Origin of the sequence: Paraburkholderia sp. SUR17 (assembly GCF_029536165.1) — a bacterium.
Classification (GTDB): domain Bacteria; phylum Pseudomonadota; class Gammaproteobacteria; order Burkholderiales; family Burkholderiaceae; genus Paraburkholderia; species Paraburkholderia kururiensis.
This window is the reverse complement of sequence record NZ_CP120509.1, coordinates 563773-586343: the sequence shown is the minus strand read 5'-3', so window position 1 is coordinate 586343 and position 22571 is coordinate 563773. Positions and strand designations below refer to the sequence as shown.

Here is a 22571-nt window from a genome sequence, read left to right as displayed (position 1 = left end):
TGAGGGCTGCTGCGCCGCGATGGCAGCATGCTTCGCCTTCTTCAGGCATTAAAACTTTTATCGATGGACTCGCGCTATCTTCAGAGCTTCGTCTACGTCGTCGAGCTAGGCTCGATTGCGGAAGCCGCACGGCGTCTCGACCTCACGCCCGCGGCCGTCGCCCAACGCGTCAAGATGCTGGAGGCGGAACTGGGGACGAAACTCGTGCGCCGCTCGGGCCGTACGGTCGGCACGACCGAAGCGGGCGAACGCATTCTTGAGCGGGCGCGCACGGTGCTGCACGAAATTCGCGACCTCAAGTCCGATCTGAACGACGCCGCCACGCTTGCGGGCCAGTTGCGCCTGGGCGGTACGCCGACCATGATGACGGGCCTCATTCCCGACGTGCTGGCCACCCTGCTCACACGTCACCTCCAGATGGACATCTATCTGGAGCCCGGCCCTTCGACAGAGCTTTATCGCAAAGTCGTGAACGGCCATCTCGATGCAGCCGTGCTGGTCCAGCCGCTCTTCGCGCTGCCGAAAGGCTGCGACTGGCACACGTTTCGCGAGGAACCGCTCGTGCTCCTCACACCCGCCTCGATGAACGTGATGGACGTTCACGAAACATTGCGCACAGAACCCTTTCTGCGCTACGACCGCAACGTTGTAGGCGGCCAGCTTGCGGACGCCTATCTGCGGCAGCACAACATCAATCCGCGCCAACGCTGCGAACTGGACGGACTCGACGCGCTGGCCGTTCTGACCGACCGCGGCCTCGGCGTAACGCTCGTGCCGGACTGGCGCATGACGCGCTTCGCTGGCCTCGCGCTCGCGAAATGGGCGCTTCCTCATCCCTTTACCAGGCGAGTGGTCGGGCTGCTCTGGAACCGCTCGTCGGCACGCGTGCGGCTTGTCCACGCGTTTCGCGAGATCGCTATCGAACTGCTGGGCGAAAATGGTGCGCAACAGCAAGGCGCCGGGCAAAACCCCACCACGCCGTCGCGCATGCCGGACACAAAAAACTCTGATGCCTGAAGCAAGCGGACATCGCTTTTCCTGGTCCCGGCCGCCGCGTAATACTGGGCTTGCCGCCAAGCTTGCTCCTGGCCGAAGCACCAGGAAAGCACCGTGAAAGGAACAACGATATGCCGGAAAACTGCTTCGCCATCCTCTCTAATTCCAACGACGCCAGCCTCTGGACCTACTGTTTCGACGCTTCAGCCACCGCGCCCTCGCTGCGCGCAAGCGAACGCATCGCAGCGGGCCCCGGCGTGATGCCGCTCGCACTGAGCGCCGACCGCCGCCAACTCTTCGCGGCCACACGCGGCGGCACGCCTTCGCTCGTGAAGTACTCGGTGGACTCTCGCGCTGCCCGACTGACAACCGAATACCGCCTCCCTATCGGCGCGAGTCTCGTCTCACTGGCCGCCGACCGCACGGGGCAGCTTCTATTCGGCGTCTCGTACGGTAGCCACGAACTGCTCGCCTTTAGCGTCAAGCAACTCGACCTCGGCGACCCTACGCCACGCCAGGTGGAAAGCGGCATCCGTAACGCGCACGGTGTGCTGGTATCGGACGACAATCGTTTCGTCTACGCGACCTCGCTCGGCAGCGACGCCGTGCTGTCCTGGACCCTCGACGAAAACGCCTCGCAACCGCTCTCGGCGCTCGAAACACTATCGGTTGGGCGTGGTTTCGGCCCGCGGCATTTGTGCCTTGCGCCGGGCGGCGCATGGCTCTATGTACTCAGCGAATTTCGCGCGACCGTAGCGGTGTTTCGTCGCGATACGCGCACCGGCAGGCTCGCGCCGCACAGCGTCTGCGCGCGCCCCGACGTGCTCGCCGATTTGCAGGACGGCTTTGCGCGCCCGCCCGCCACGGAGCCGCAACCCGATCCGGCCATGCTCGCTTCGCTCGTCTGGGCCGCCGATATCCATGTGCATCCCGATGGGCGCTTCGTCTATTTCTCCGAGCGCACGACGAACCGCCTCTTCACGCTGCGCGTGCGCGCCGACGGCACACTCGAACACGCCGGACACGTCGAGACCGAACCGCAGCCGCGCGGCTTTCGCATCGACCCGTCCGGTCGGACGCTGCTCGCGTGCGGCGAACACTCCACGCACGTGTCGTTGTTCCGCATCGACGCACAAACGGGCGCTCTCACGTTGTGTTCGCGAAGCGAAGGCGGGAGCGGAGCAAACTGGGTAGAAATCGTGGCGGTCGACTCATGAGCAACGTATTGGATGTATCGGCGAAAGGCGTTTTTCCGATTGCCGTCACGCCGTTCACCGAAGATGGCCAACTCGACCTAGCCAGCACTGACCGGATGGTGGACTTCTATCTGGAGTGCGGCGCAAACGGCCTCACCATACTCGGCATTCTTGGCGAAGCCACCAAACTGACCGCCGACGAATCGCGCACGTTCGTCGCGCGCGTGCTGGCACGCGTGGCCGGCCGCGTGCCGGTGATCGTCGGCGCATCGGCCCCGGGTTTCGCGCCAATGCGCGAACTCGCGACAAGTGTGATGGGCATGGGCGCCTCCGGCGTGATGGTTGCGCCGGCCCCCACCTTGCGCACGGACGAGCAGATCGTCGCCTACTTCGACATGGTGGCCGCGACGCTGGGCGACCGCTGCCCCTGGGTGCTGCAGGACCACCCGGTTTCCACCGGCGTGCAAATGGCCCCTTCGGTGATTCTGCGCATACTGGGCAACGCGCCGACATGCGTGATGCTCAAGCACGAGGACATTCCGGGCCTCTCGAAACTCTCTGCCATTCGCGCGGCCAGCGAGCAAGGTACGGTGCGGCGCGTGTCCATCCTGACCGGCAACGGCGGCGGCCTGTTCCTGCCCGAGGAACTCACGCGCGGCGCGGACGGCGCGATGACAGGCTTCGCCTATCCCGAGATGATGGTCGAGGTCTGCAAGGCGCACACAGCGGGCAACGTCGAACGCGCGCACGATGTTTTCGACGCCTACCTGCCGCTCGCCCGCTATGAGCAGCAGCCGAATATCGGACTCGCGGTGCGCAAATATCTCATGGCAAAGCGCGGCGTCATTGCATCGGCAGCGCTACGCAAGCCTCGCGCCCAACTCACCGCCGCCGATGTCGCCGACATCGAGCGGCTCGTGAAGCGGCAGGCGGCACGGCTCGAAGCCTTGAAGTAGCGGGCTCGTCGCATGGGAGCTCAAGGCCGTGAGCAGGCCGCGGTCCGTCAAGGTCCTATTGCTTACGAGTCCAGCCTCATGAGTTTCGGCGAAATACTGAAACCCGCGTGAAGCATCTGAAGCATGAACTCCTTCACCTCGCTCGCCAGGCGGTTTCCGGTCACGTCGACATGCCTGACATACGTGAACCCTTTGTCTTCCCGAGTGAATGCCGCCAGGAATCTTCCGTACGCCTCCCCAATGTCGGTAAGCAAATGAACGTACAGCCCGTTGATGTCGAAGAACCCGGCCGGCAACGGAATATTCACGCGATGCGGCGCAATCACGATGCGCCCTCTGGAACTGCGATAAGAGGCGGGGTCCGGCGCCACCAGATTTTGCCGTGCATCGTTCAACCTGCGGCGAAGGTCCGAACCGATATTGAGTTCGTATCGGCATCCCTGAGCAATGAAATTCCTGAAGATGAAATTGAATTTCTCCATACTCGGAAGCTTTGCGTAATCGAGAATTGCGATCATCGCCAGAATATTTTCCGGAGACTGGGAGATCGTCGCGTAATACGCCAGCATTTCCCGCAAGGCATACACGTTTCTGGGATTAAAGAAGTTCGCTATTTCGTCTGCTTCAAGCCCGTCCTGCAAGCGAACCTCAAACGTATCGAGCATCATTTCAACTCCCTTTCGTGAAATTTCGGAAAAGTTCAGGTGGTCGCAGCGGCAACTGCGTCATTCGAGGCCAAGCATCGCGAGGTACCGCGACATGTCGCCCTCCGTGCGCACCACCTCGCGCATCAATTCAGGCAACGGCAAGCGTCCCCACGACACGGCGCGTTGCAACAGGTAAGGCGTCGGGCTGTGCGGCTCGTGCACGAGCAGATAATTGGCCGCGAGTTCGATCAGCTGGTAAGCCTGTGCCCGGCTATCCACTTTCGCGGGCAATGGCTGATTGGCGTCGGGCATTGAAAACATCTGTCCTGCCGGCGATTCCTGCAAGGCACGGCTCATTGCGGTCTCCCTCGTAGCGGAGTGTGTCGTCGCGCCCGGCGCATCGGCATTTTCTGACGGCACGGCGCGAGAAGCGTGGTCGCCAGGCAGGCTGGTCACGGCTCGCAACAAGCGCGCAAGCACGTCGTCCACGCTACCCAGATGGGGTGAATCGTTTTGCAGCAGTTCGTCGAGCAGGCTTCTGAACGTGCTCCACGCGCCGCGTGCCGCTTCCAGCTGCTGACGCAACGACGTGAGCGCAATCAGGTTGCCGCTCTGCTTCGCATTCCTTTCGAGCAAATCGCGCGAGAGGTCTGCCGCCCGCGCATCGTCTTCCACGATCACGCGCTGCCACTCGTCGAGATTCACGTGCGCCGGTTCGCGTCCTTCAATTGCAAGAAGCGGCACATGCAGCGTCAGCGTGAGCGCAAGCGTGTCGTTCAACCAGACGAAGGGCGCAACGCGCGCGTCCGCATCGCCTTCCTCTAGCGCGGGCCACGCGTCTTGCCAGTAGCGTTGCGCGAGCCCTGTCAGCAACCGCGTGCCGGCCACCATGCCTTCGATCTGGTACACGTGCGTCCATGCTTCACAGAGCCATGCCGCAAGCTGGAAGTCCTTGCTGCGATTCGCGAGCGCGTCGCTGCTCAGCGCCGCAACGCGCTTCCAGTCGGCCTTGACGAGCGGACGTTCCCAATCGCCCATGGGCAGGCTCGCATCGTCTTGCGTCCTCGCGTCGCGGATCTGCTGGTACACCGGTTCGTAACGCAGCGAAACGCCTGCCCCATTACCCTCGGCGACGGGTGCGAGTAGCGTCTCGATATCGAAGTCCATAGCGTTCGCCTGTGTCATAGCGCGCTCCATTCGGGTGCGCGCACCGGGAAGCTGCCGGGCCACGGCAGCGGCGTCTTCTTGCCCGCGGGCATGAGCGAGAGGCGCACGTAGACGCGTCCATGCGCCTGCTTCGGCAGCGCCGGGAGGTCGGCGGGATTCACCGTGCCCAGCGGGAACTCGAACCTCAACAGCTGCGAGGCACGCTCGCTGCGGCCGTTGCCGTCCGCCGCACGCTGACGGTTGATGAACGTGAGCAGCGCCCACGGGTCGGTGAACTGCCATGTCAGCGTGCGCCCGTCGGTGGAGTAGGCGCGCTGCTGTGAATCAGCCGCGCCCGTCAATGGCGAGTCCTTCGCAAAGCGCAGCACGAGCGTGACCGGCGTGCCGAAGTCCCAATGCAGCGCATGCGGCGGTTCGTTCATCGAAAGACTTTGCGAGCCGACGCTGAGCGTCCAGTCGATGATCTGGTTCGCCGCCACTTCGGCGTTCCGGTTAACGCGGAACTCCACGTTCACGTCGTAGCCGGCAGCCGCGCCGTCGTCGGACGGATAGAGCGGTGCGAGCAGCGTCTTCACCTGGTCGAAGTTCTCGATGAACTGGCGCAGCTTGACGTTGGTCATCGCCGGCGAGGTTCCCGCACCCGCGTGCGACGCGTGGAAGGTCTCCGAAACCGCGCTGTAGCGCTTGAGCACCTGCCCCACCTCGCCGAAGTCCGCGGCAACCGGCGCTCCATTGTTGCGCGCCACCACACGCGGCATCTCGCTGTTGTCGAACGGCACGCGCCCCGCCACGCTTTCGTTGAACTCCGTGGAAAAGCTCGCCCACTGCTGGCGCATGTCGGACACGTATCCCTGGCTGCATCGCGCAAGCAGTCTGTCGTACAAGCGCGCATGCAGTGTCGCGAAGTAGTCGTCGCCGCCTGTGGTGGAGGGACGGCCCGTGAACTTCGACATGCAGCCCGCGGGCCCCGGATCGGCTGCCAGCGAAAGCGCGAACTGCTCCAGGCGCAGCAGACTACTGTTCGGGTTCTTCAGGCGATAGCGCTCCAGGTCGCGATTGATCGCCTGCCAGCGCAGCGCGAGCGGCGAGCCGGCATCGCTCGCATCGAGCGCGGCGAGATACACGGAAGCCTGTTTGCCGAGTGCAAGCACACGCGACGACTGCTGGTCGAGATACGGCGGCAGCGCCGCGGCATCGGGAACGCCGAATGCGGCGAGCACGGGCGAACGCCCGCCATGCCCGGCATCGCCGCTATCCTGACGCGTCGCATACAGTTCGGACTGCGTAAGCGCCTCGTCCACGCGTTGCAGACGTGCCATCGCATCGCTCGACACGACGCTCGCCAGGTCTTCCAACTGCGCGCTCGCGCCCAGTTCGGTCAACAGCGCCTCGATGCGCGAAAGCCGCGCGAGTGCCGCCTCGAATGCCGCACTATCGGCCTCGGCCGGCGCGGTCGTCACGTTCGCTGCCGCAGCGGTTTGATCGACGATCAGTCGTGCAAACTGCAGATCGAGCGTGGCTTCGATACCGGGGCGTGCCGCCGCGGGCAGGTTCGCGAGACCTTCGGCGAGGAAGCGCTTGTGCACGTCGCCGAGCGCGAGCGCCTGGTCGAGTTGCGCGCGATCCCAAACGATCGTCGAGCCGTCGGTGAGCGTAGGCAGTTCGCGATTACGCGGCGCAACCATGAACGGCTGGTTCAGCAGCCCCGACAAGCCGTCGCGCAACGCGGTGCGGCCAGCAGACACGCTATAGCGGGCGTCCTTGTCGACCCAGACAACGCCGCTGTCCGCTCCACCGAAGTGCAGCGCGAGCTCGTTGCGGAAAGCCTGGAACGCGGTGTCGTCGCGCTGGCGGATCTGCGCGGAGAGATCGGCACCAAGCAGCCGGTTTTGCGCGACACGCGCGAGTGTGCGGTCGTACGTCGGTCCCGGCACGAACTGCGTTTGATGAAGCCATCCGCCCTTGCCGGCCGCGAGCAGGTCGCGTTGCGTGTCGATGCCGGCCACCACGGCCCGATAACCGTCTGTGATTTTCGTGAAGTCGCCCGCGCCCGCGTCCGCCACCGTGAGGCTGTTCAGATGATCCGTAACGGCGCGCTCCGCGACGAGCAGCGGGTTGTTCACGAACATGGCGAGGTCGAGTTGCTGCGCGCCCTTGTCGAGCGTGCAGCGCAGCGCCTGCTGGATAGCCGGCAGATTGACGCCTGGCGAACCACTGCCGAATGCGTTGCGGCCGTCCTGATCGCGATAGAAGTAAGGCACGCTGTCCGCCACGCCGCCCTGAAGGTCCGCGCCCAGCGCATAACGCACCACGAGGCGCAGCGAGTCGGCGTTGTCGGGCGCGGGATGCTGGAGACGCTGCAAGGCCTGAAGCGCCGCGTCGAGATGATCGACGTTGTTGACATAAACCGCGAGCGCGCGCATCTGCGGCAGATCGTCGACTGCAAGGCTCAACGGCGCGGCTGCGCCGAGATGCCCCATGCCGGGCGCCGCACAGTCGTCGCCGATAATCAGCTGGCCCGTGCTCGGGTCACGCGCCACGCCGGTCAGATCGCTCACGTGCGCATACATCTCGCGCTCCAGCGCCGCCACGGCAATGCTGCCGAACTCGCGTTCGAAGCGCTCCTTCACGCGCGCATTCAGATCGTCGACGAGACTCCACGAGCCCGGCATGAAGACCGCCCAGCCGCTCGTCGTCTTCAGGTTCTGGTTCATCGCGATCAGCGCGAGCGCCTTGCGGCGATACCAGTCCGCGGGCAAGTCCTGCCCTTGCTGCGCGGCGCTCGCGCGTTCGGCCGAGTCGCGGCGCAGCGTGCCGAGCGCGGCGATCAGTTCGCCATTGCGATGGCTCAGTTGCACCGTGGCGACAACAAGGCCGAGCCCCCAGCCGCCCAGCAGCGCAATGCCGCCCCAGCGCAGCGCGCGATTGAGCACCGGGCGCGTGAGGTGCTGCGAACGCGAAGGCCGCGTGAGCCCGTATTCGAGGAGGATCTTCTTCTCGAACAGATCGCGCAGAAACGCGGGCTGAAGCATGAGGTCGTTGATCTGGCCGCCGGGCTCGCGACGGCCATCGCTCATTTCGGCATCGACACCGTTTTGCGCCGTCTCGTGAAGATCGCTCGCATCGTAAGGCGCAAGCGCGCCGTGTGCATCGGAAGACGGCGCTTCGAGCGCGGGCACGCCCTCGTGCGACACAGTCGGGTCCGCAGCCTGCGTTACGCTCCACTGCGCGAATTCGCTCGCATCGCCGGTCAGGTAGATGCCCCGAAAGAAGAACGGCTCGTGATATGCGCTCGCGCGCAGCAGTTCGTCCACGTAAAGCTGAAGCTGTGCGCGCATGGCGTCGATGCGCGAGGGCAGCTGCAGAAACTGGCGCGCGTCGAGATGCGCGGCATCGAGTGCGAACAGTTCGGCGCTCGCGTCCGAGACCGAACGCATGATCGAGTTCATCGCCATGTCCACCCACCCCGGCTGATACGTGGTGGAAAGATCGTAAGGCGAAGACCAGCCCAGCATGCTCGCGCGCAGCGGCTCCGGCAGCGCACACGCGAACGTCGCGAAACCGGGCAGCGCCTCGCAGCCCGTCACCACCACGTACACGGCGAAGCGCATGGCGAAGCGGTTTTGCGCGAGCCACAGGCGGCGGTGTGCAAGCTTCGCGTGGCGTACAAGTTCGAGCCGCGCGTCGGTGTCGTCGGCAAGCAGCGTGGCGGCGGGCACGGTAATGACCACCGAATCGAACGGACGCTGCTGGCGGTAGTTGCGGCACAGGCTCAGGAACTCGTCCCATGGCTTGCCGTCGCCGTCGTCATCGGGCGAGCCGAGCCAGGCCGCCTTGATGTCGACGACGATGCCGCGATCGAAGAAGTGCCACGAAATGCCCTGCGTTGCGGCGGGGCTTGCGGCATCGGCCGCCAGCACGCTTGCGACGCCCGACTGGGCGATGGGCAGCGGGCGTGGATCGTCGCCCTCGTTGAGGATCATGATCCACGGAATGTTGTAGCGCTCCGCGCGAGAGGCAATGTTGCCTTCAATCAGTTCGACCGCCTGACGAAACGCGCTGCGCAGCGAGTCCGAACGCAGGCGCACGACTTTGCGCTCCGCGGCCGGTTTCGCCTGCGAGCCGTGCAGCGCGAAGTAGATCACCGCGCCGAGCACGGCGCACACGACAAGCGTGAGCACCGCGATGGAAAGCAGGAACAGGTTGCTCGTCAGCATGCAAACGCCCCCATGAAAAACGGGCTCGAAGACGCTGTCGCACGTACTTGCATCTGGATCACACGGCTCCAATTCATCGGCTCACCCCCGTCACGGGGTCGGCATGCAGGGCTTCGCGCACGGGCCACGATTGCCGCAGCCAGAGCACCTCGGAAATGGCCAGCAGCGACACTGCCGCCAGCATGAACACGACGGCCCAGCGGCTCACGGTGGGCAGCTTGCGGGGCGCGACATGCGAAAGCGTGTTCGCGTAGGCCGCCGGGACCAGCACGCGGTCGCGGCCGCCCAGATCGGCGCGGCGTTGATAGACGAATTCGTAGAGTTCTTCGCGATAGCTGCGCAGGCGTGTAGCGGCATCGGTGCCGCGAAAGCGGCCCTGAAAACCCATGGCGAGCGCAAACAGATAGAGGCGCGCGATGTTGCGCCGCGAGGGTTCGCGCTCGGAGAGCAGTTGCTCGACGCGGCGAAACACGAGGTCGCCCGCCACGTTGGTGCGAAACAGCGTCGATTCGAGCAGATACGCGGTCCAGCGTTCGCGTCCGGCCCATTCGGTGTTGAGCAGAATCTCGTCGGCCAGCACGGCCTTCAAATAGCGCGCGTCGGCCACCGTCTCCATTTCGAAGCGCGTGCTCTCGCGCCGCGATTGCAGCGTCTGGATCTCCAGCAGGTTCAGCAGGTGACGGCTCAACCCTTGCGCGGCGAGATCCGGGTCGGCATCGGGCAGTTCGGAGAAGCGCGCCTGAGCCTTCACGAGTTCGTCGAGAAAGGTGCGGAACTGCTCCGTCACGAGATCGTCTTCTTCGGGGTCCGGTCGGTTGCGTGCCATGCTCAGCGTGCCTTCTCGATTGACGTCTTCGTTGTTAGCGTCTTCGTTGTTAACGTCTTCATTGCTTTCACGGTTCTCTTCATCAGCCCTTCACGAACAGCAGCATTTCCTGCGGCCGCTGTGCACTCGCGCCTTCGTTAGGGTTACCAATCACCAGCATCTCGTTGGCGAGCACGAGTGCGGGCTCCGCCGCCACCTCGAACAGCAGGTAGCCCGACCCCGAGCGCAGGCCCAGGTCTTCGGCGTAGTCGATGCCGCGGCGCGCGGCACCCAGCACGCGGCGGCTGCGCAGCGACGCGTAGATGGACTGCGAGCCGATCACCGCGCCGTCCATCCACGCGAGCAGGTCGCGGTCCGACTGGCCGCGCAGGCCCACCACGAGCCGCTCGCCGATCCAGTCGGGAGGCAGCGTGATTTCGAACGCGCCGTGGCGGAACTCGAACTTGTGCTCGCGATACTCCTCGTTCACCTCGGAAGCCGACTCGCGCAGCGAGCGCAGCAGCGGCGTGAACACCGAAAGCGGATCGCCGTGGTCGTAATCGGGCGGCATGGGCGGCAGCCCGCCGGGCTTGAGCATGGCGAGCGCCCCGCTGAGCGCCGCGAGCGCGTGATACAGCGCGAGCGGATGCAGATGCGGCGTGCGCAACACGGCCTCGGCAAGCGGCAACGCGCTCAAGAGGCTACGCAGGCGGTCCTTCAACTCCAGTTGGGTGAGGCGGTCGTCCACTCGCGACGAAGGGTTCGCGGTCTGTCGCGCCACGAATGCCGCCTTGCCGCGCAACTGACCCAGCAGCGAGGCGACGCTCGTCCATAGCGGATTGTCGCGAGCGATTTCGAGCAGCGGCGGCTGGTGGTCGGTGAGGCGCACCACCTCGTTGTCCTTATAGAGCGAGCCGAGCCGCAGCCAGACGTGCATCGCCGAAGGCACCTCGCCCGCCGCAAGTGCCAGGTTCGGAACGAGACGCGGAATGTCGGCGGGTGGCGCATCGGAGACCAGGTCTTCCACCGGCTCGCCGGGCGTCGAGCGAAAGCGCTTGACCTGCGCCGCGCGCCGCATCGTCGAGGCACCGGGCAGCACGAGATAGAAGTCGAGCGCGCCATTCGAAAGCTGTTCGGCAAACGGCTCCAGCGACAGTTCGAGCCGCTGCCCGCCATCTGCCTGGGCGTGCCAGGTGACGGCCGTGCCGTCGGGCAGGATGGCATCGAGTTCCAGCACGCGCAGCAGACCCGCGGGCAGCAGACCGTTATCGAACACGAGGCGTCGCACGCCCCAACTGAACGGCGCGGCGGCGAGCGTTTGCCAGGCCACGAGCGCATCGGCGCGCGAAGCCATCTGCTGGAAATGCTGCGGCGCGAGCAACATGCCCTCGAACCATTCGATCCGCTCCGGCACCGTCATGTTGTGGTCACGCATCATTTCGAATCCAGGACGGTAAGGTTATTGCTGTCCAGCTTCACCACCATGTGGCCGCTGAAGTGCTCGACGCGCACGCGATGCGCCCCCGGTTCCTGGTAGCTGGCGAACACGAATGCGCCGGCCACCGAGGCACCCCTGAACTGCTCGCCGCTCACGCGCACGTGCTGGCCCGGCACGAGCTCCCAGCCGCGGTAGCGCACGCCTTTCGGAAACGTGCTCGCCAGATCGTCTCGGGCTGCGAACCATTTCGACGCGGGCATCTCGGCTACGCGCGCCAGCAGCGTCGCGTCGCTCACCAGTACGACGTCCACGGCCACCGGGCTGTTGTTATTGACGTCGTCACTCGCGGCGAAGGTCACGTCGGTCCACTTCGCTTTCTCGCCACCGAGCCCGAGCATGCTGCAGCCGCCCAGCGCGAACACGGTGCCCGACGCCATCAGCAGCATGGCCGCACGGCGCGCAAGCCGCTCGCACAAACGCAATCCCCGCTTCTTCATCTCGCTCCCACTCCAATTCCCATCAGCACGATCAGCAAGGCCGCCATCGTGACGCAGCCCGCTGCCAGCACGAGTTGCGCACGCGTGAACGTGAAGCGCAGCACAGGGCTCAACCCCGCTGCGCCGCCTTGCAACCCGGCGGCCGTCTTGCGCTCCGAGGGCAAGCCGGCGGATACCAGTGCGATCACCGTGCATACCGCAAGCAGACTCAGCGCATTGCGCGGCCCTTCGCAGATCAGATCGACGGATACGAACAGCACGCCCGCCGCCTCGGCTGGCAGATGCAGCATCGAGAGCACCACACCCGTGTAGCCCACCGCGGCCACGCCGCTCTGCCCCGCCGATACGAAGGCGGCCAGAACGGCCGCCGCGCACACGAGCGCGATTTCCCCCGCACCGAGCGGGCGTTCGTAGAGATTGGCCACAAACACAGCGGCCAGTGCGTAATACAGCGCCGAGCCCGCACGCACGAATACCGAACCGAACGGCACCACGAGCTCCACCACGCCGCGGCTGAAGCCGAGGCGTTCGCTCATGGCCTCGATGGTGTGCGGAATGGGTGCGGTGGCGCTGCCCGACGTCAGCCCCACCAGCAGCGGCGCCTTCAGGCCGCTCAACACCTGTGGCAGCGATTGCCCGGCGCGCGCCGCGATGGTTGCGAGCGCGAGGCCCGCGAACACGAGAGCCGCGAGCGCAAAGCACACGAGGAAGCTGCTCATGGCGGCAAGCGTCGCGCCCTGGGTCTGCGACGTGAGATGCGCGGCCACGCCGAACACCAGCACCGGAATCAGCAGGTTCGCCTGCGCGATGATGGTTTCGAGCGCGCGATACACGCCCTCGAACACGTTGCTGAGCATGCGCGTCTGGTCGCGCGAGAGCGCCGCGAACGCGAGGCCGAACAGGATCGTGCCCGTCAAAATGCCGAGCGGATGCCCCTGCGCGAGCACGCGATAGAAGTTGTCGGGGAAGAGGTCGCTCACGTCGATCAGGCTTGTGCTTGTGCCCGTGCCCGTGCCAGCGCCCGTGCCCGTTCCCGTGCCGCCCGTGCCCTGAGCGAACAGCGCAACGCGTACGTCCTCCGCGCCCGCGTTCTTGAGCACGAGTTCACCGAGATGCGCGTGCGCCTCGGCGGAAAGGTGCTGACCCGACATGGCAAGCACGCCGGCCAGCGTGCCGCCTGTCGCGCTCAGCACGACGAAGGCGAGCGCGAGCAGCATGATGGTGCCCACGCGCGTGCGCGGACGCGGCAGCGCGATCACCTGGCGCAGTCCGAAGAACGTTGCGACAACGAGCAGCGGAATTGCCGCCATATTCACAACGCACAGATACAGCTCGCCCACGAAGTACGCGAACGCACCGGCCGGCTCGGCGAATACGCCGCACAGGCCGCCCACCGCGAGGCAGGCAATGAGCCCGAGCGTGCTGCGCGAAAGCGTGTGCAGCGCTTTCATCGCGGACGGTTCCAGCCGCGCTCGCACGCGTACGTCACCACGGCGCGCGCAAGTTCGAGCGAACTGTCGATGAGCGTGAGCGGCGGCGACGCAATGCGCTGCGCCGCGAGCGGAATTTCGGTGCAGGCCATGAGCGCCGTGCTCACGCCGTCGTGCGCGAACATCGCCAGCACCTCTTCCAGATGCGCCGCGGCCAGGTCCAGATAGCCCGCCTTCACCTCGCGGATGCATGCGGCCACGCGCGGCTGCATCGCTTCGTTGGGCGTCACGGCTTCAATGTCGCGTTCGGCGAGTGCCTGCTGATAGAAGCCGGAAACGAGCGCGCCGCCGGTGGCGAGCAGCGCTACGCGGCGCGCCGTGTGCGGCACTGCGGCCACGCACGTCTGCGCGATGTGCAGGACCGGTGCCTTGCTGTGCGCGCGTATCGGTGCGTACCAGTGATGCGCCGAATTGCACGGAATTGCGATGAGCCCCACCCGGTTCCGGTTCAACAGATCGATGCCGTCGAGCAGCGCCGGCAGCGGGTCCGCGCCGCCGTCGATGATCGCGCTCGACCGGTCTTCGATATGCGGCAGGTTCGCCACCAGCAGCGGCAGATGCTCCTGATCGCGGCTTGCCCCGGTGAGGCGCACGATCTTGTCCATGAAGTCCACCGTAGCGAGCGGCCCCATGCCGCCCAGAATGCCGATCATTGACATGGGTGGCTCCTAGATCTTGAGCGGACGCGGACAGAGCACGGAAACCGCCGCGGCATTGCCGATCACGAGCACGAGCGTGCGCAGCATGTCGCAGATCGGGTCCACGGCGAGGAACAGAATGAACGCGGCCTCGAACGGCAGGCGCAGATACGCGCAGGTCATGCCCACGAGCGAAACGGTCACAAGCCCCGTCATGCCGGCCGAAGCAAAGCCCGCGAGTACGGAAGCGAGCAGCACCGTCACCACTTCCACCACGCCGAGCGCATGCCCGTAAAGCTGCGCGATGAAGAGCGTGGCGCAGACGTAGTAGACCATCGGGCCCACGCGCAGCAGCGAAATGGTGAGCGGCACCAGCAGTTCGACGCGCGAGCGCGCGAAGCCGAGGCCGTCCACGAGGCTTTCGACCATGCTCGGCATGCACGCGGCGCTGTTGCGCGTGGCGAGCGCAAGTGCGAACGGCGCGCGCAGCGCGTCGAGCGTCTTGCCGAGGCTGTGGCTCGAACGTTTCCAGATAATGATGGCGGCCAGCACCAGCAGCAGCGACGAAGCGACGAAGAACGCCAGCACGAATTGCAGCATGGCGTGCAGCGGGCCTACGCCCGACTTGCCGAGTTGCGCCGCGCTCATGCAAAAGAGGATGAGCGGCAGCGGGTAGCTGAGCCAGTGCATGAGCTTCTGGCACGCGTGGTAGACGGTTTCCAGCGACTGGCTCAGGCCTACCGAGATGCGCTCGGGCACGCGACCCACCGCAAGGCCGAACAGCAGCGCGAACACCAGCGCCTTCAAGGCGTCGCCGTTCGCGAGCGCGGCGAAGATGTTGGTGGGCACGAGGCTCGCGAGCACGTCGGAGAAGCTGGGCGACTTCGCCGGCAGATCGGCGCCGTAGAGGTTCATGACCGTATCGCTCGACGAACTGTCGCTGCCCACCATCAGGCCGAAGGTCTGCATCGTCGCCGTGGAGATGTTGGCGCCCGGATGCATGACGAGCAGCACGATCGCACCAACCACGGCGACCGTCACGGATGCGCCCAGAAACACCGAGATCACGCGCATGAGCAGGCGCGAGGTGCCGCCGTCGCGAAAGAGCCGCTGCAGGCTGAAGATGACTGCGGAAATCATGAACGGCAAGGTTGTCATCTTCAGCAGGTCGACGTAGACGTCGCCGATGAAGCCGAGCTTTTGCGCCAGGTCGGGCAGGAACAGGCCGAACGCGCCGCCAAGCGCGAGGCTGCCTATCACCACCCAGGGGTTGAGAACGAATGCGTAAAGCCTGCTGGAATTCATGGTGGTCTCTCGTGCTGTTTTCTTTCTGTTCGCGCGTTTCGATTAGTGGTCCGCTGCCTGCAAAACCGCGCTCACGTCGAGCTTCACGCTGCGTTCGGAGAGGAACTGGTTCACGAACGCAAGCAGCGCCGGATCGCTCACGTTCACGCCGACCGCGAGCGTGTCTTCCAGATCCTGGAGCGTGACGACGCGCAGACGCAGCGAAGCGGTGGGGTCCACCTTGAGCACGTGCTTCACTTCGAACTCGTCGCGATAGGCGGCAGTGATTTCTCCTGCGTTGAGCGCCTTGAGTACGTCGTCCCAGGTCGGATAGGCGTGCACCTGCGCATGCGGGAAGTTGCTCACCACGTAGGCGGCATACGACGAATTCGCAACCACGCCGATGGTGCTGTCGAACGAGCGCACCACTTCGGGCACCGAGCGGTCGTGTGCGATCTGCGCGAACTTCACGCGGTTGAGCAGCAGCGCGCGGTTCAGGCGCAGGTACGGCGTACTGAACGCGATGACCGTGGCGCGCGCGAGCGTGCGCGACAGCTTGCTCACGGCAATGTCGGCCTGGCCGCGTGCGAGCAGGCTCACTACGTCGTCGAAGGTGCGCGCGTCGCGGTTGAAGCGCACCTTCACGTGCAGCCGGTTCGCCATGTCGCGGGCAAGATCGATGTCGATGCCTTCGAGCTTGCCGTTGCGTTCCTCGAAGAACGGCGGCTGGTCCACGCCCAGCACCGCCACCACCAGTTCGCCGCGACCGACGATGCGTGCGAACTCGGGGGCGAGCAGGCGTCCGTCGGGCATCTGAACCACGCCGGTCGAGGTGGTGACAGGCGCCGCAGACACAACGGCTGCGCCCGATGCGCCGCCCGCAACCGGTTTCGTGAGCGAGGTCGCGCCCGCAGCGGCGGGCATCGCCGCGAATGCGCCGGTTGCGGCGCCCAGCATCGCACCGGCCACGCCCACACCGAGCCACGCACGCCATGCGCGTCGCGCAGCACGTGCGAGCCGTGCGGCTCGCGAGCCGCGCACGTCGTTGGATGGAAAGTTGAACAAGGAAGACGACATGGCGTTACCGGTCTCAAAGAGTCGAAGAAGCGGATGCGGGCACAGCGGCGGTGCTGCCCGTATCCAGCGGCGAGGGAGCGGCGAGATCGGACTGCATACCCGGCGCAGGAGCCGTGGCGGATGGGGTGGCGCGCAGCGCGTCGGCGCTCTGGGCGGGCGCGCGATTCATGCGTGCGCCGATCTCCACGCCAAGGAGGAACAGCAGCAGGCACAGCAACAACGCACAACTCACGGCGATGGTCACCATGCGCGAAGTCATCGAAAAAACGTATTGCATCGCGGCCTCGGTCTCAGTTGGTCAGCGTGGTGAACTGCGCGGCGACCACTATCTGGATGACACCGCCCCATGTGCACATCAGCCGCGACGAGTCCTGTAGCGCAGGCATTTTGCCGATCATGACCTGCGATGAGCCCGGTGCCCACGGCGCCGCTGTGGCCGGCATGCACGGCATCGGCGTGAGCACGCCCGACGCCGCTGCCGTGGCGGCGGCCACTGTCGGGTTGGCCATCGAGTTGCACATGCCGAACGGCAGCACGTTGACGAACGGCGCGTGGTCCATGATGTTTGCGGCCGGCGTGCCCGCCGTCACGCATTTCACCGGCAACACCTGCAACGCCGAAGGCGTGGCGCCGAAGCTGCACTGGAGCGTTGCGCCCGAAGTCACCTGAAATGCCATGTCTACCCTCTCACCCACTTTTCCAGTTGCTTGACCATGCGCGGCCCGCGCGCCCCGTCGGCGTTCGTCGCGGCAGTGTCGAGCGCGCGCCAGTCGCCTTGCGGCTTGCCGAGGCGATAGACGCGCTCGTGCGTCACCGTGCCGTCGGGCGCATAGCGGCGCGCCGTACCGTGCAGCAGGTCGCCGTGGTACGGCAGGCTCTGCGCGAGCGTGCCGCTGGCGGCGTACTCGCGCGTCTCGCCTTCCAGACGGCCCTTCACGTAGCGCGCGCGGCGCACCACCACGCCCTCGTGCAAAAAAACCGCTTCGCGTTCGAGCTTCCCGGCCTCATAGGTCATGCGCGACGTGACGAGCCCCGAGGGCGCATAGGTCACGCGCTCGCCGTGCAACACGCCGGCCACGTATTGATGCCGTGCGGCGAGGCGCCCGTCCTGATACACCGACATCGCGCCGTCGAGCAGGCCCGCGCGGTACTGCGCTTCCTGCACGGGCTGCCCGTGGGCATCGAACGTGCGCAGCGCGCCGTCGAGCAAACCGAGTGCGTAGTTCGCGCGCAGCAGCGCCGTGCCATCCGGCGCGTACTGCACCGTCTCGCCGTGCGGCACGCCGTTCACGAGCGCGGCGCGGGTCACGAGGCGACCTGCGGCATCGCGCGCCTCGATCACCGTCGGTTCAACGGCCTCGGTTGCATCGGCGGCGTGGGTGGCAGGGGTAGCATGCGTGCCATCGCCCACGAAGAACACGTTGGCAGCAGAAGGCGGAGCGGAGGTCGGCGCAGACATGGCTATCCCTAGTTGAGCGCAATGAGGCCGCCCTTCAGCACGAGCATGGTGCCGCCGTCCACGGTCTGTTGCGCGGATGCCTTGTGCGATACGCTCGCGGCCTCGGTGCTGAGCGTGATCTTCGCCTTGCTCGTGTGGGTCGTGCCGGCTTCGCTCGAAAACGACGTGCCGGCCTTGATGCTCACCGAGCCCGTCACTTCGATCGAGAGATTGCCGCCCACCTTCAGCGTGTAATTGCCGTCCACCGTATGCGTGTTGTCACCCGTCACGTTGTGCGTGAACTTCGCGTGGCTGGTGTGCGTTTCGTCCCCGGTCACATCGAGCGTGCGCGTGCCCTTCACGGTGTGCGTTTCCTTGCCCTCGCTCACTTCGATGCTGCGGTCGCCCTTCTTCACGACGTGCGTCTCCGCGCCTTCCTTCACCGTGGTGGAAAGCGCGTTTTCGATCTCGACGGTCATGTCTTTCTGCGCGTGGAAGTACAGCTGCTCGGAATCGAGCTTGTCTTCCATGCGGATCTCGTTGCCCGCCTTGCCGTTCTTCGACGAACGCGAGCGCATCACGCTCTGCGTCTGCATCGACGGCAGCGAAACCGGCGGCGCGTTGTCGCCGTTGTAGACGCAGCCGGTTACGAGCGGCCGGTCGGGGTCGCCGTCCACATAGCTCACCACCACTTCCTGCCCCACGCGCGGCAGGAACAGATGTCCCCAGCCCGGCCCCGCCACCGACTGCGCCACGCGCACCCAGCAGGAGCTGTTCTGGTCGGCGCCCTCCGCGCGGTCCCAATGGAACTTCAGCTTGATGCGCCCTTGCGCGTCGGTCCAGATTTCCTCGTCGGTGGAGCCGACCACCTTCGCGGTATGCGTGCCCGCCACGAGCGGACGAGGCGTCACGAGCGGCGCGCGAAACGGCACCGTGGCCGGAAACACGTCGAATTCGTTGCTATAGGTGCTGTTGGACGCCGTATGCCGCACGGCCCGTGTCACGTAGCGCACGTTGAGTGCGCTGCGGGGATGCGCCTTGAGCGTAAACGTGGTGCCCGCGGCAAGCCCGTAGTACCTGCCGGCGCCCTGCCCGGTCTGCTGGGTGACGTTGTGCGCTTCGAGCTGTGTGGTTGAGAGATGCGTGGCCTGCCCCGCGGTCGCAACGCGGCCCGGGAACGTGAAACGCGTGCCGGTCGGCAGGTTCGAAGACGCCTTCGCCGAAGAGAGCATTGTTTCCGGCGTCGTGTAGTCGTAGTCGCTCACGATGTGCTCGCCCGCCACCACGCCACGCGACATCGCGAAGAAGTCGAGACGCTTCGCGTCGCTGGAAACGCTGGCGTCGGGCGCGAAATACAGTTCGCCGGCCGGGGTTTCATCGTGGGCCGAAGCGTCGTCGGCGAGCACCATCGTGTGCGCGCCGTCTACGAACGTGAAGAAATAGAAAATGCCTTCCTCTTCCATCAGCCGCGAGATGAAGCGAAACGCGCTCTCGTCGTACTGCACGCAGTATTCGCGCGTGCCATAGGCGCTGCTGCGCTTCGTGCGGTCCTGGAACGCCACGCCGAACGTGCCCAATACGCTCTTGATGATGTCGAGCGCCGTCTGGTTCTGCCAGATCACGCGGTCTTGCCCGAGCGTGAGCAGCCACAGGCGCGGCGCCAGTTCCGCGGAGTAAAAGCCGTACTGCACGTCCGCGCCCGCGTGCGCGAAACGCGTGACCATGCCGTTGAAATGCCGCACAACGCCGGTCTGGTCCTCGAGCGTCACGGTCACGCTCTTGCCCACGATCTGTTCGGGGTCGAGCACCTTGTTCGTGGAATGCATGCGCAGGTCGAAGCGAAACAGCTCCGAGATGGCCTCGCGGCCCGCGAAACCATCGAGCAACAGCACGTCCGCGCCGAACGGCGTAGAGACCGACGCGAACCAGTTGGCCTGGCTGGGTTTCGACATGCGCTTACGCCTCTTCGCCGGAGTGGAAGCGGAACTCGACCACGCCCGATGCGCCGGGTGCGAGATGCACGCCGGCAAACGGTTCGGATATCGAAATACGCTCCAGAACCTGGCGCGCAAGCTCCGGCAGCACGGACTGCGTGAGGATGTGGTCCACGTTGCGCGCGCCGCTGTCCACTTCCTTGCAGCGTTCGGCGATCAGCGTGGCCATGTCCTCGTCCCACGTGAGGCGCGCGTGATGGTTGCGCTGGAAGCGCTGCGCGAGCCGTTCGAGCTTGAGGTTCACGATGGCGTTGATCTGCGCGTCGCCCAGATGGTAGTAAGGCACCAGCACGAGGCGGCCCAGGAAGGCCGGACTGAACTGCTTGAGCAACGCGGGGCGCAGCTTCTCGATGAGTTCTTCGGGCGGCGGCCGGTGCCCGCCGCGGCTCGCTTCGGTAATGACGTCTTGCGCGGCGTTCGACGTAAGCAGGATCAGCGTGTTCTTGAAGTCGATGGGCACGCCTTCGCCGTCTTCCATCACGCCCTTGTCGAACACCTGGAAGAACAGTTCCAGCACATCCGGGTGCGCCTTCTCCATTTCGTCGAGCAGCACGACGCTGTACGGGCGGCGCCGCACGGCTTCGGTCAGCACGCCGCCACGCCCGTAGCCCACGTAGCCCGGCGGCGCGCCCTTGAGCCCCGAGACGCTGTGCGCCTCCTGGAACTCGGACATGTTCACCGTGATCATGTTGCGCTCGCCGCCGTAGAGGATGTCCGCGAGCGCGCACGCCGTCTCGGTCTTGCCCACGCCGCTCGGGCCCACGAGCAGGAACACGCCGACCGGCTTGCCCGGATCGTCCAGGTCGGCCCGGAACGTGCGCACGCGGCGCGCAATCGCGTCGAGCGCTTCGTTCTGGCCCACCACGCGTTCGGCCAGTTTGTCCTGCAGATAGAGCACCGTGTGCAGTTCGTCGGCGAGCATGCGGCCCACGGGGATACCGGTCCAGCCCGAGATCACTTTCGCGACGGTGGCCGAATCCACGCAAACGGGCACCATCGGCTCGTCGTTCTGCACCGCTTCCAGACCTTTCTCGAGACGCGAGAGGTTCGCGCCCAGCGATTCAGCGTCTTCGCCTTCGGCGGCGCTGGCCGCATCGGCAAGATAGCCGCGGATCTTCTTGCGCCACACGAGTATCTCGTCCACGGCGCGCTTTTCGGTGCCGAGCTTGTCCGAAAGCCGCGCGTGCTGCGCGCGCTCGTCTTCCAGCTGCTTCGTGAGCGCGGCGATGGCGTCGGTGCGGTCCGTGCCTGTAGCGGCCTCGTGGCGCAAGATGCGCAACTGGTTCTCCGCACTTTCGATGGAGCGGCCAAGCGCTTCGATCTCTTCGGGCACGCCGTTCTGGCCGATCGCCACGCGTGCGCATGCGGTGTCGAGCACGCTGATCGCCTTGTCCGGCAACTGGCGCCCCGAGATGTAGCGATGCGAGAGCTTCACCGCGTCGCGCACGGCTTCGTCGAGAATTTCGACACCGTGATGTTCTTCGAGCTTCTGCACCATGCCGCGCAGCATGTCGATGGCAACCGCCTCCACCGGCTCTTCGACCTTCACCACCTGAAAGCGCCGGGCAAGCGCCGGGTCGCGCTCCACGTACTTCTTGTATTCGGCCCACGTCGTGGCGGCGATGGTGCGCAGCTCGCCGCGCGCGAGTGCGGGCTTGAGCAGGTTCGCGGCGTCGCCCTGGCCTTCGCTGCCGCCCGCGCCGATCAGTTGATGCGCTTCGTCGATGAAGAGGATCACAGGAACGGGCGACGCCTTGACCTCGGCGATCACCGATTTCAGCCGGTTTTCGAACTCGCCCTTCACGCCCGCGCCGGCCTGGAGCAGGGCGAGGTCGAGCGAGCGCACCGAGACGTTGACGAGCGCAGGCGGCACCTCCCCCTGCACGATGCGCTGCGCGAAGCCTTCCACCACCGCCGTCTTGCCCACGCCCGCTTCGCCCGTGAGGATCGGATTGTTCTGGCGGCGGCGCAGCAGCACGTCGATCAACTGGCGGATTTCGGCATCGCGGCCGCGAATGGGGTCGATCCGGCCTTCGCGCGCGAGGCCCGTCATATCGACGGTGTACTGCTCCAGCGCGGACTGGCGGCCGCTCGCGCCCACAGCGCCCGCCGTCATGCTGGGCATGGCCGCCGCACCTGGCGCAGAGGACGGCGCGGCCGCGGGCATGCCCGTGGACATTCCCGAGCCCGACCCGCCGGACCGACCCGCGTCAGAGCCAACGGCCTGGCCGCGCATTGGCGAGCCGCCCGCATCTTCGGACGACCCCGCGAGAATCGCCGCGAGCCGTTCGCGCAGCGCCGCACGCGGAATATTGAGCAGCGCAGGCGCGGATTCGAGCAACAGCCCGCGCAGGCTATCCACTTCGAGCAGCGCGAGCGCGAGCGTGCCCGAGCGGATCTGCTGCTCGCCGAGCAGCATCGAACTGAGCAGCCACGCCTCCTGGAAGAGCGGCGAAAAATTCGGCGAAAGCGCGGGCGTACGGCCATTGCCGCGCTTGAACGAATCCACGGCTTTTTGCAACTGCGCCGTGAGCGTGTCGGCCTTGATACCGAAGTGCGAAAGGATGGCACCCAGGTCGGGCGCGTCGGATTCGAGCAGCGTGAACAGCAGATGCTCGACATCCACGTTGTAGTGCGTCTGCCGCACGCACAGCTGCGCGGCCTGCTCCATGGCGAGCTTGCATTCGGGGTTGAGACGGCTCAACAGCGTGCGGATATCGATGTCCATGCG

The 22571-nt window shown here is 65.8% G+C and carries 18 protein-coding genes; 3 read left to right on the top strand and 15 right to left on the bottom strand.

Going from position 1 to position 22571, the window contains the following annotated elements; translation table 11 throughout:
* The first annotated feature begins 63 nt into the window (after window positions 1-63).
* The 3 genes from P2869_RS20080 (at window position 64) to P2869_RS20070 (ending at window position 3148) form a co-directional block, all read left to right on the top strand.
* Window positions 64-1017, top strand: a complete 954-nt coding sequence (locus P2869_RS20080) for a LysR family transcriptional regulator (protein ID WP_277599901.1) — start codon at window positions 64-66, stop codon at window positions 1015-1017.
* A 110-nt stretch (window positions 1018-1127) separates the two neighbouring features.
* Complete coding sequence (locus tag P2869_RS20075) at window positions 1128-2213, top strand: beta-propeller fold lactonase family protein (RefSeq protein ID WP_277599313.1); 1086 nt, start codon at window positions 1128-1130, stop codon at window positions 2211-2213.
* Window positions 2210-3148, top strand: a complete 939-nt coding sequence (locus P2869_RS20070) for a dihydrodipicolinate synthase family protein (RefSeq protein WP_277599312.1) — start codon at window positions 2210-2212, stop codon at window positions 3146-3148. Before P2869_RS20075 ends, P2869_RS20070 begins: the two co-directional genes overlap by 4 nt.
* A 62-nt stretch (window positions 3149-3210) precedes the next feature.
* Here the strand turns inward: P2869_RS20070 and P2869_RS20065 are convergent, their stop codons facing one another.
* The 15 genes from P2869_RS20065 to tssH all read right to left on the bottom strand — a co-directional run bounded on the left by P2869_RS20065 (window position 3211) and on the right by tssH (window position 22568).
* The gene (locus P2869_RS20065; RefSeq protein ID WP_017773567.1) at window positions 3211-3816 is read right to left on the bottom strand and encodes a hypothetical protein; all 606 of its coding nucleotides are present in this window, start codon (window positions 3814-3816) and stop codon (window positions 3211-3213) included.
* Between the two features lie 57 nt (window positions 3817-3873).
* Complete coding sequence (gene tssA, locus P2869_RS20060) at window positions 3874-4980, bottom strand: type VI secretion system protein TssA (RefSeq protein ID WP_277599311.1); 1107 nt, start codon at window positions 4978-4980, stop codon at window positions 3874-3876.
* Window positions 4977-9179 (bottom strand): type VI secretion system protein, encoded by a 4203-nt coding sequence (locus tag P2869_RS20055; protein ID WP_277599310.1) that lies wholly within the window; start codon window positions 9177-9179, stop codon window positions 4977-4979. Before P2869_RS20055 ends, tssA begins: the two co-directional genes overlap by 4 nt.
* A gap of 73 nt (window positions 9180-9252) precedes the next feature.
* Window positions 9253-10005 carry a DotU family type IV/VI secretion system protein gene (locus tag P2869_RS20050; RefSeq protein WP_277599309.1) on the bottom strand — a complete coding sequence of 251 codons (753 nt, stop codon included), beginning with the start codon at window positions 10003-10005 and terminating at the stop codon, window positions 9253-9255.
* Between the two features lie 82 nt (window positions 10006-10087).
* Window positions 10088-11422 carry a type VI secretion system baseplate subunit TssK gene (gene tssK, locus P2869_RS20045; RefSeq protein WP_277599308.1) on the bottom strand — a complete coding sequence of 445 codons (1335 nt, stop codon included), beginning with the start codon at window positions 11420-11422 and terminating at the stop codon, window positions 10088-10090.
* Window positions 11419-11919 (bottom strand): hypothetical protein, encoded by a 501-nt coding sequence (locus P2869_RS20040; protein ID WP_277599307.1) that lies wholly within the window; start codon window positions 11917-11919, stop codon window positions 11419-11421. The genes tssK and P2869_RS20040 overlap by 4 nt, the downstream gene beginning before the upstream one ends.
* Complete coding sequence (locus tag P2869_RS20035; RefSeq protein WP_277599306.1) at window positions 11916-13370, bottom strand: cation:dicarboxylase symporter family transporter; 1455 nt, start codon at window positions 13368-13370, stop codon at window positions 11916-11918. The genes P2869_RS20040 and P2869_RS20035 overlap by 4 nt, the downstream gene beginning before the upstream one ends.
* Complete coding sequence (locus tag P2869_RS20030; protein WP_017773560.1) at window positions 13367-14068, bottom strand: amino acid racemase; 702 nt, start codon at window positions 14066-14068, stop codon at window positions 13367-13369. The genes P2869_RS20035 and P2869_RS20030 overlap by 4 nt, the downstream gene beginning before the upstream one ends.
* A 9-nt stretch (window positions 14069-14077) precedes the next feature.
* Window positions 14078-15352, bottom strand: a complete 1275-nt coding sequence (locus tag P2869_RS20025; RefSeq protein WP_017773559.1) for a cation:dicarboxylase symporter family transporter — start codon at window positions 15350-15352, stop codon at window positions 14078-14080.
* Between the two features lie 42 nt (window positions 15353-15394).
* Complete coding sequence (locus P2869_RS20020) at window positions 15395-16408, bottom strand: ABC transporter substrate-binding protein (RefSeq protein WP_017773558.1); 1014 nt, start codon at window positions 16406-16408, stop codon at window positions 15395-15397.
* 13 nt (window positions 16409-16421) lie between these two features.
* Window positions 16422-16685, bottom strand: coding sequence for a hypothetical protein (locus tag P2869_RS20015; protein ID WP_277599305.1), 264 nt, complete (start codon window positions 16683-16685; stop codon window positions 16422-16424).
* Between the two features lie 13 nt (window positions 16686-16698).
* Window positions 16699-17085, bottom strand: a complete 387-nt coding sequence (locus tag P2869_RS20010; protein ID WP_277599304.1) for a DUF4280 domain-containing protein — start codon at window positions 17083-17085, stop codon at window positions 16699-16701.
* Window positions 17086-17087: 2 nt separating this feature from the next.
* Window positions 17088-17867, bottom strand: coding sequence for a toxin-antitoxin system YwqK family antitoxin (locus P2869_RS20005; RefSeq protein WP_277599303.1), 780 nt, complete (start codon window positions 17865-17867; stop codon window positions 17088-17090).
* A gap of 8 nt (window positions 17868-17875) precedes the next feature.
* Window positions 17876-19798 carry a type VI secretion system tip protein TssI/VgrG gene (gene tssI / locus P2869_RS20000; protein ID WP_277599302.1) on the bottom strand — a complete coding sequence of 641 codons (1923 nt, stop codon included), beginning with the start codon at window positions 19796-19798 and terminating at the stop codon, window positions 17876-17878.
* A 4-nt stretch (window positions 19799-19802) separates the two neighbouring features.
* Window positions 19803-22568: a type VI secretion system ATPase TssH gene (gene tssH / locus P2869_RS19995; RefSeq protein ID WP_277599301.1), complete on the bottom strand. Its 2766-nt coding sequence runs from the start codon at window positions 22566-22568 to the stop codon at window positions 19803-19805.
* Between the last annotated feature and the right edge of the window lie 3 nt (window positions 22569-22571).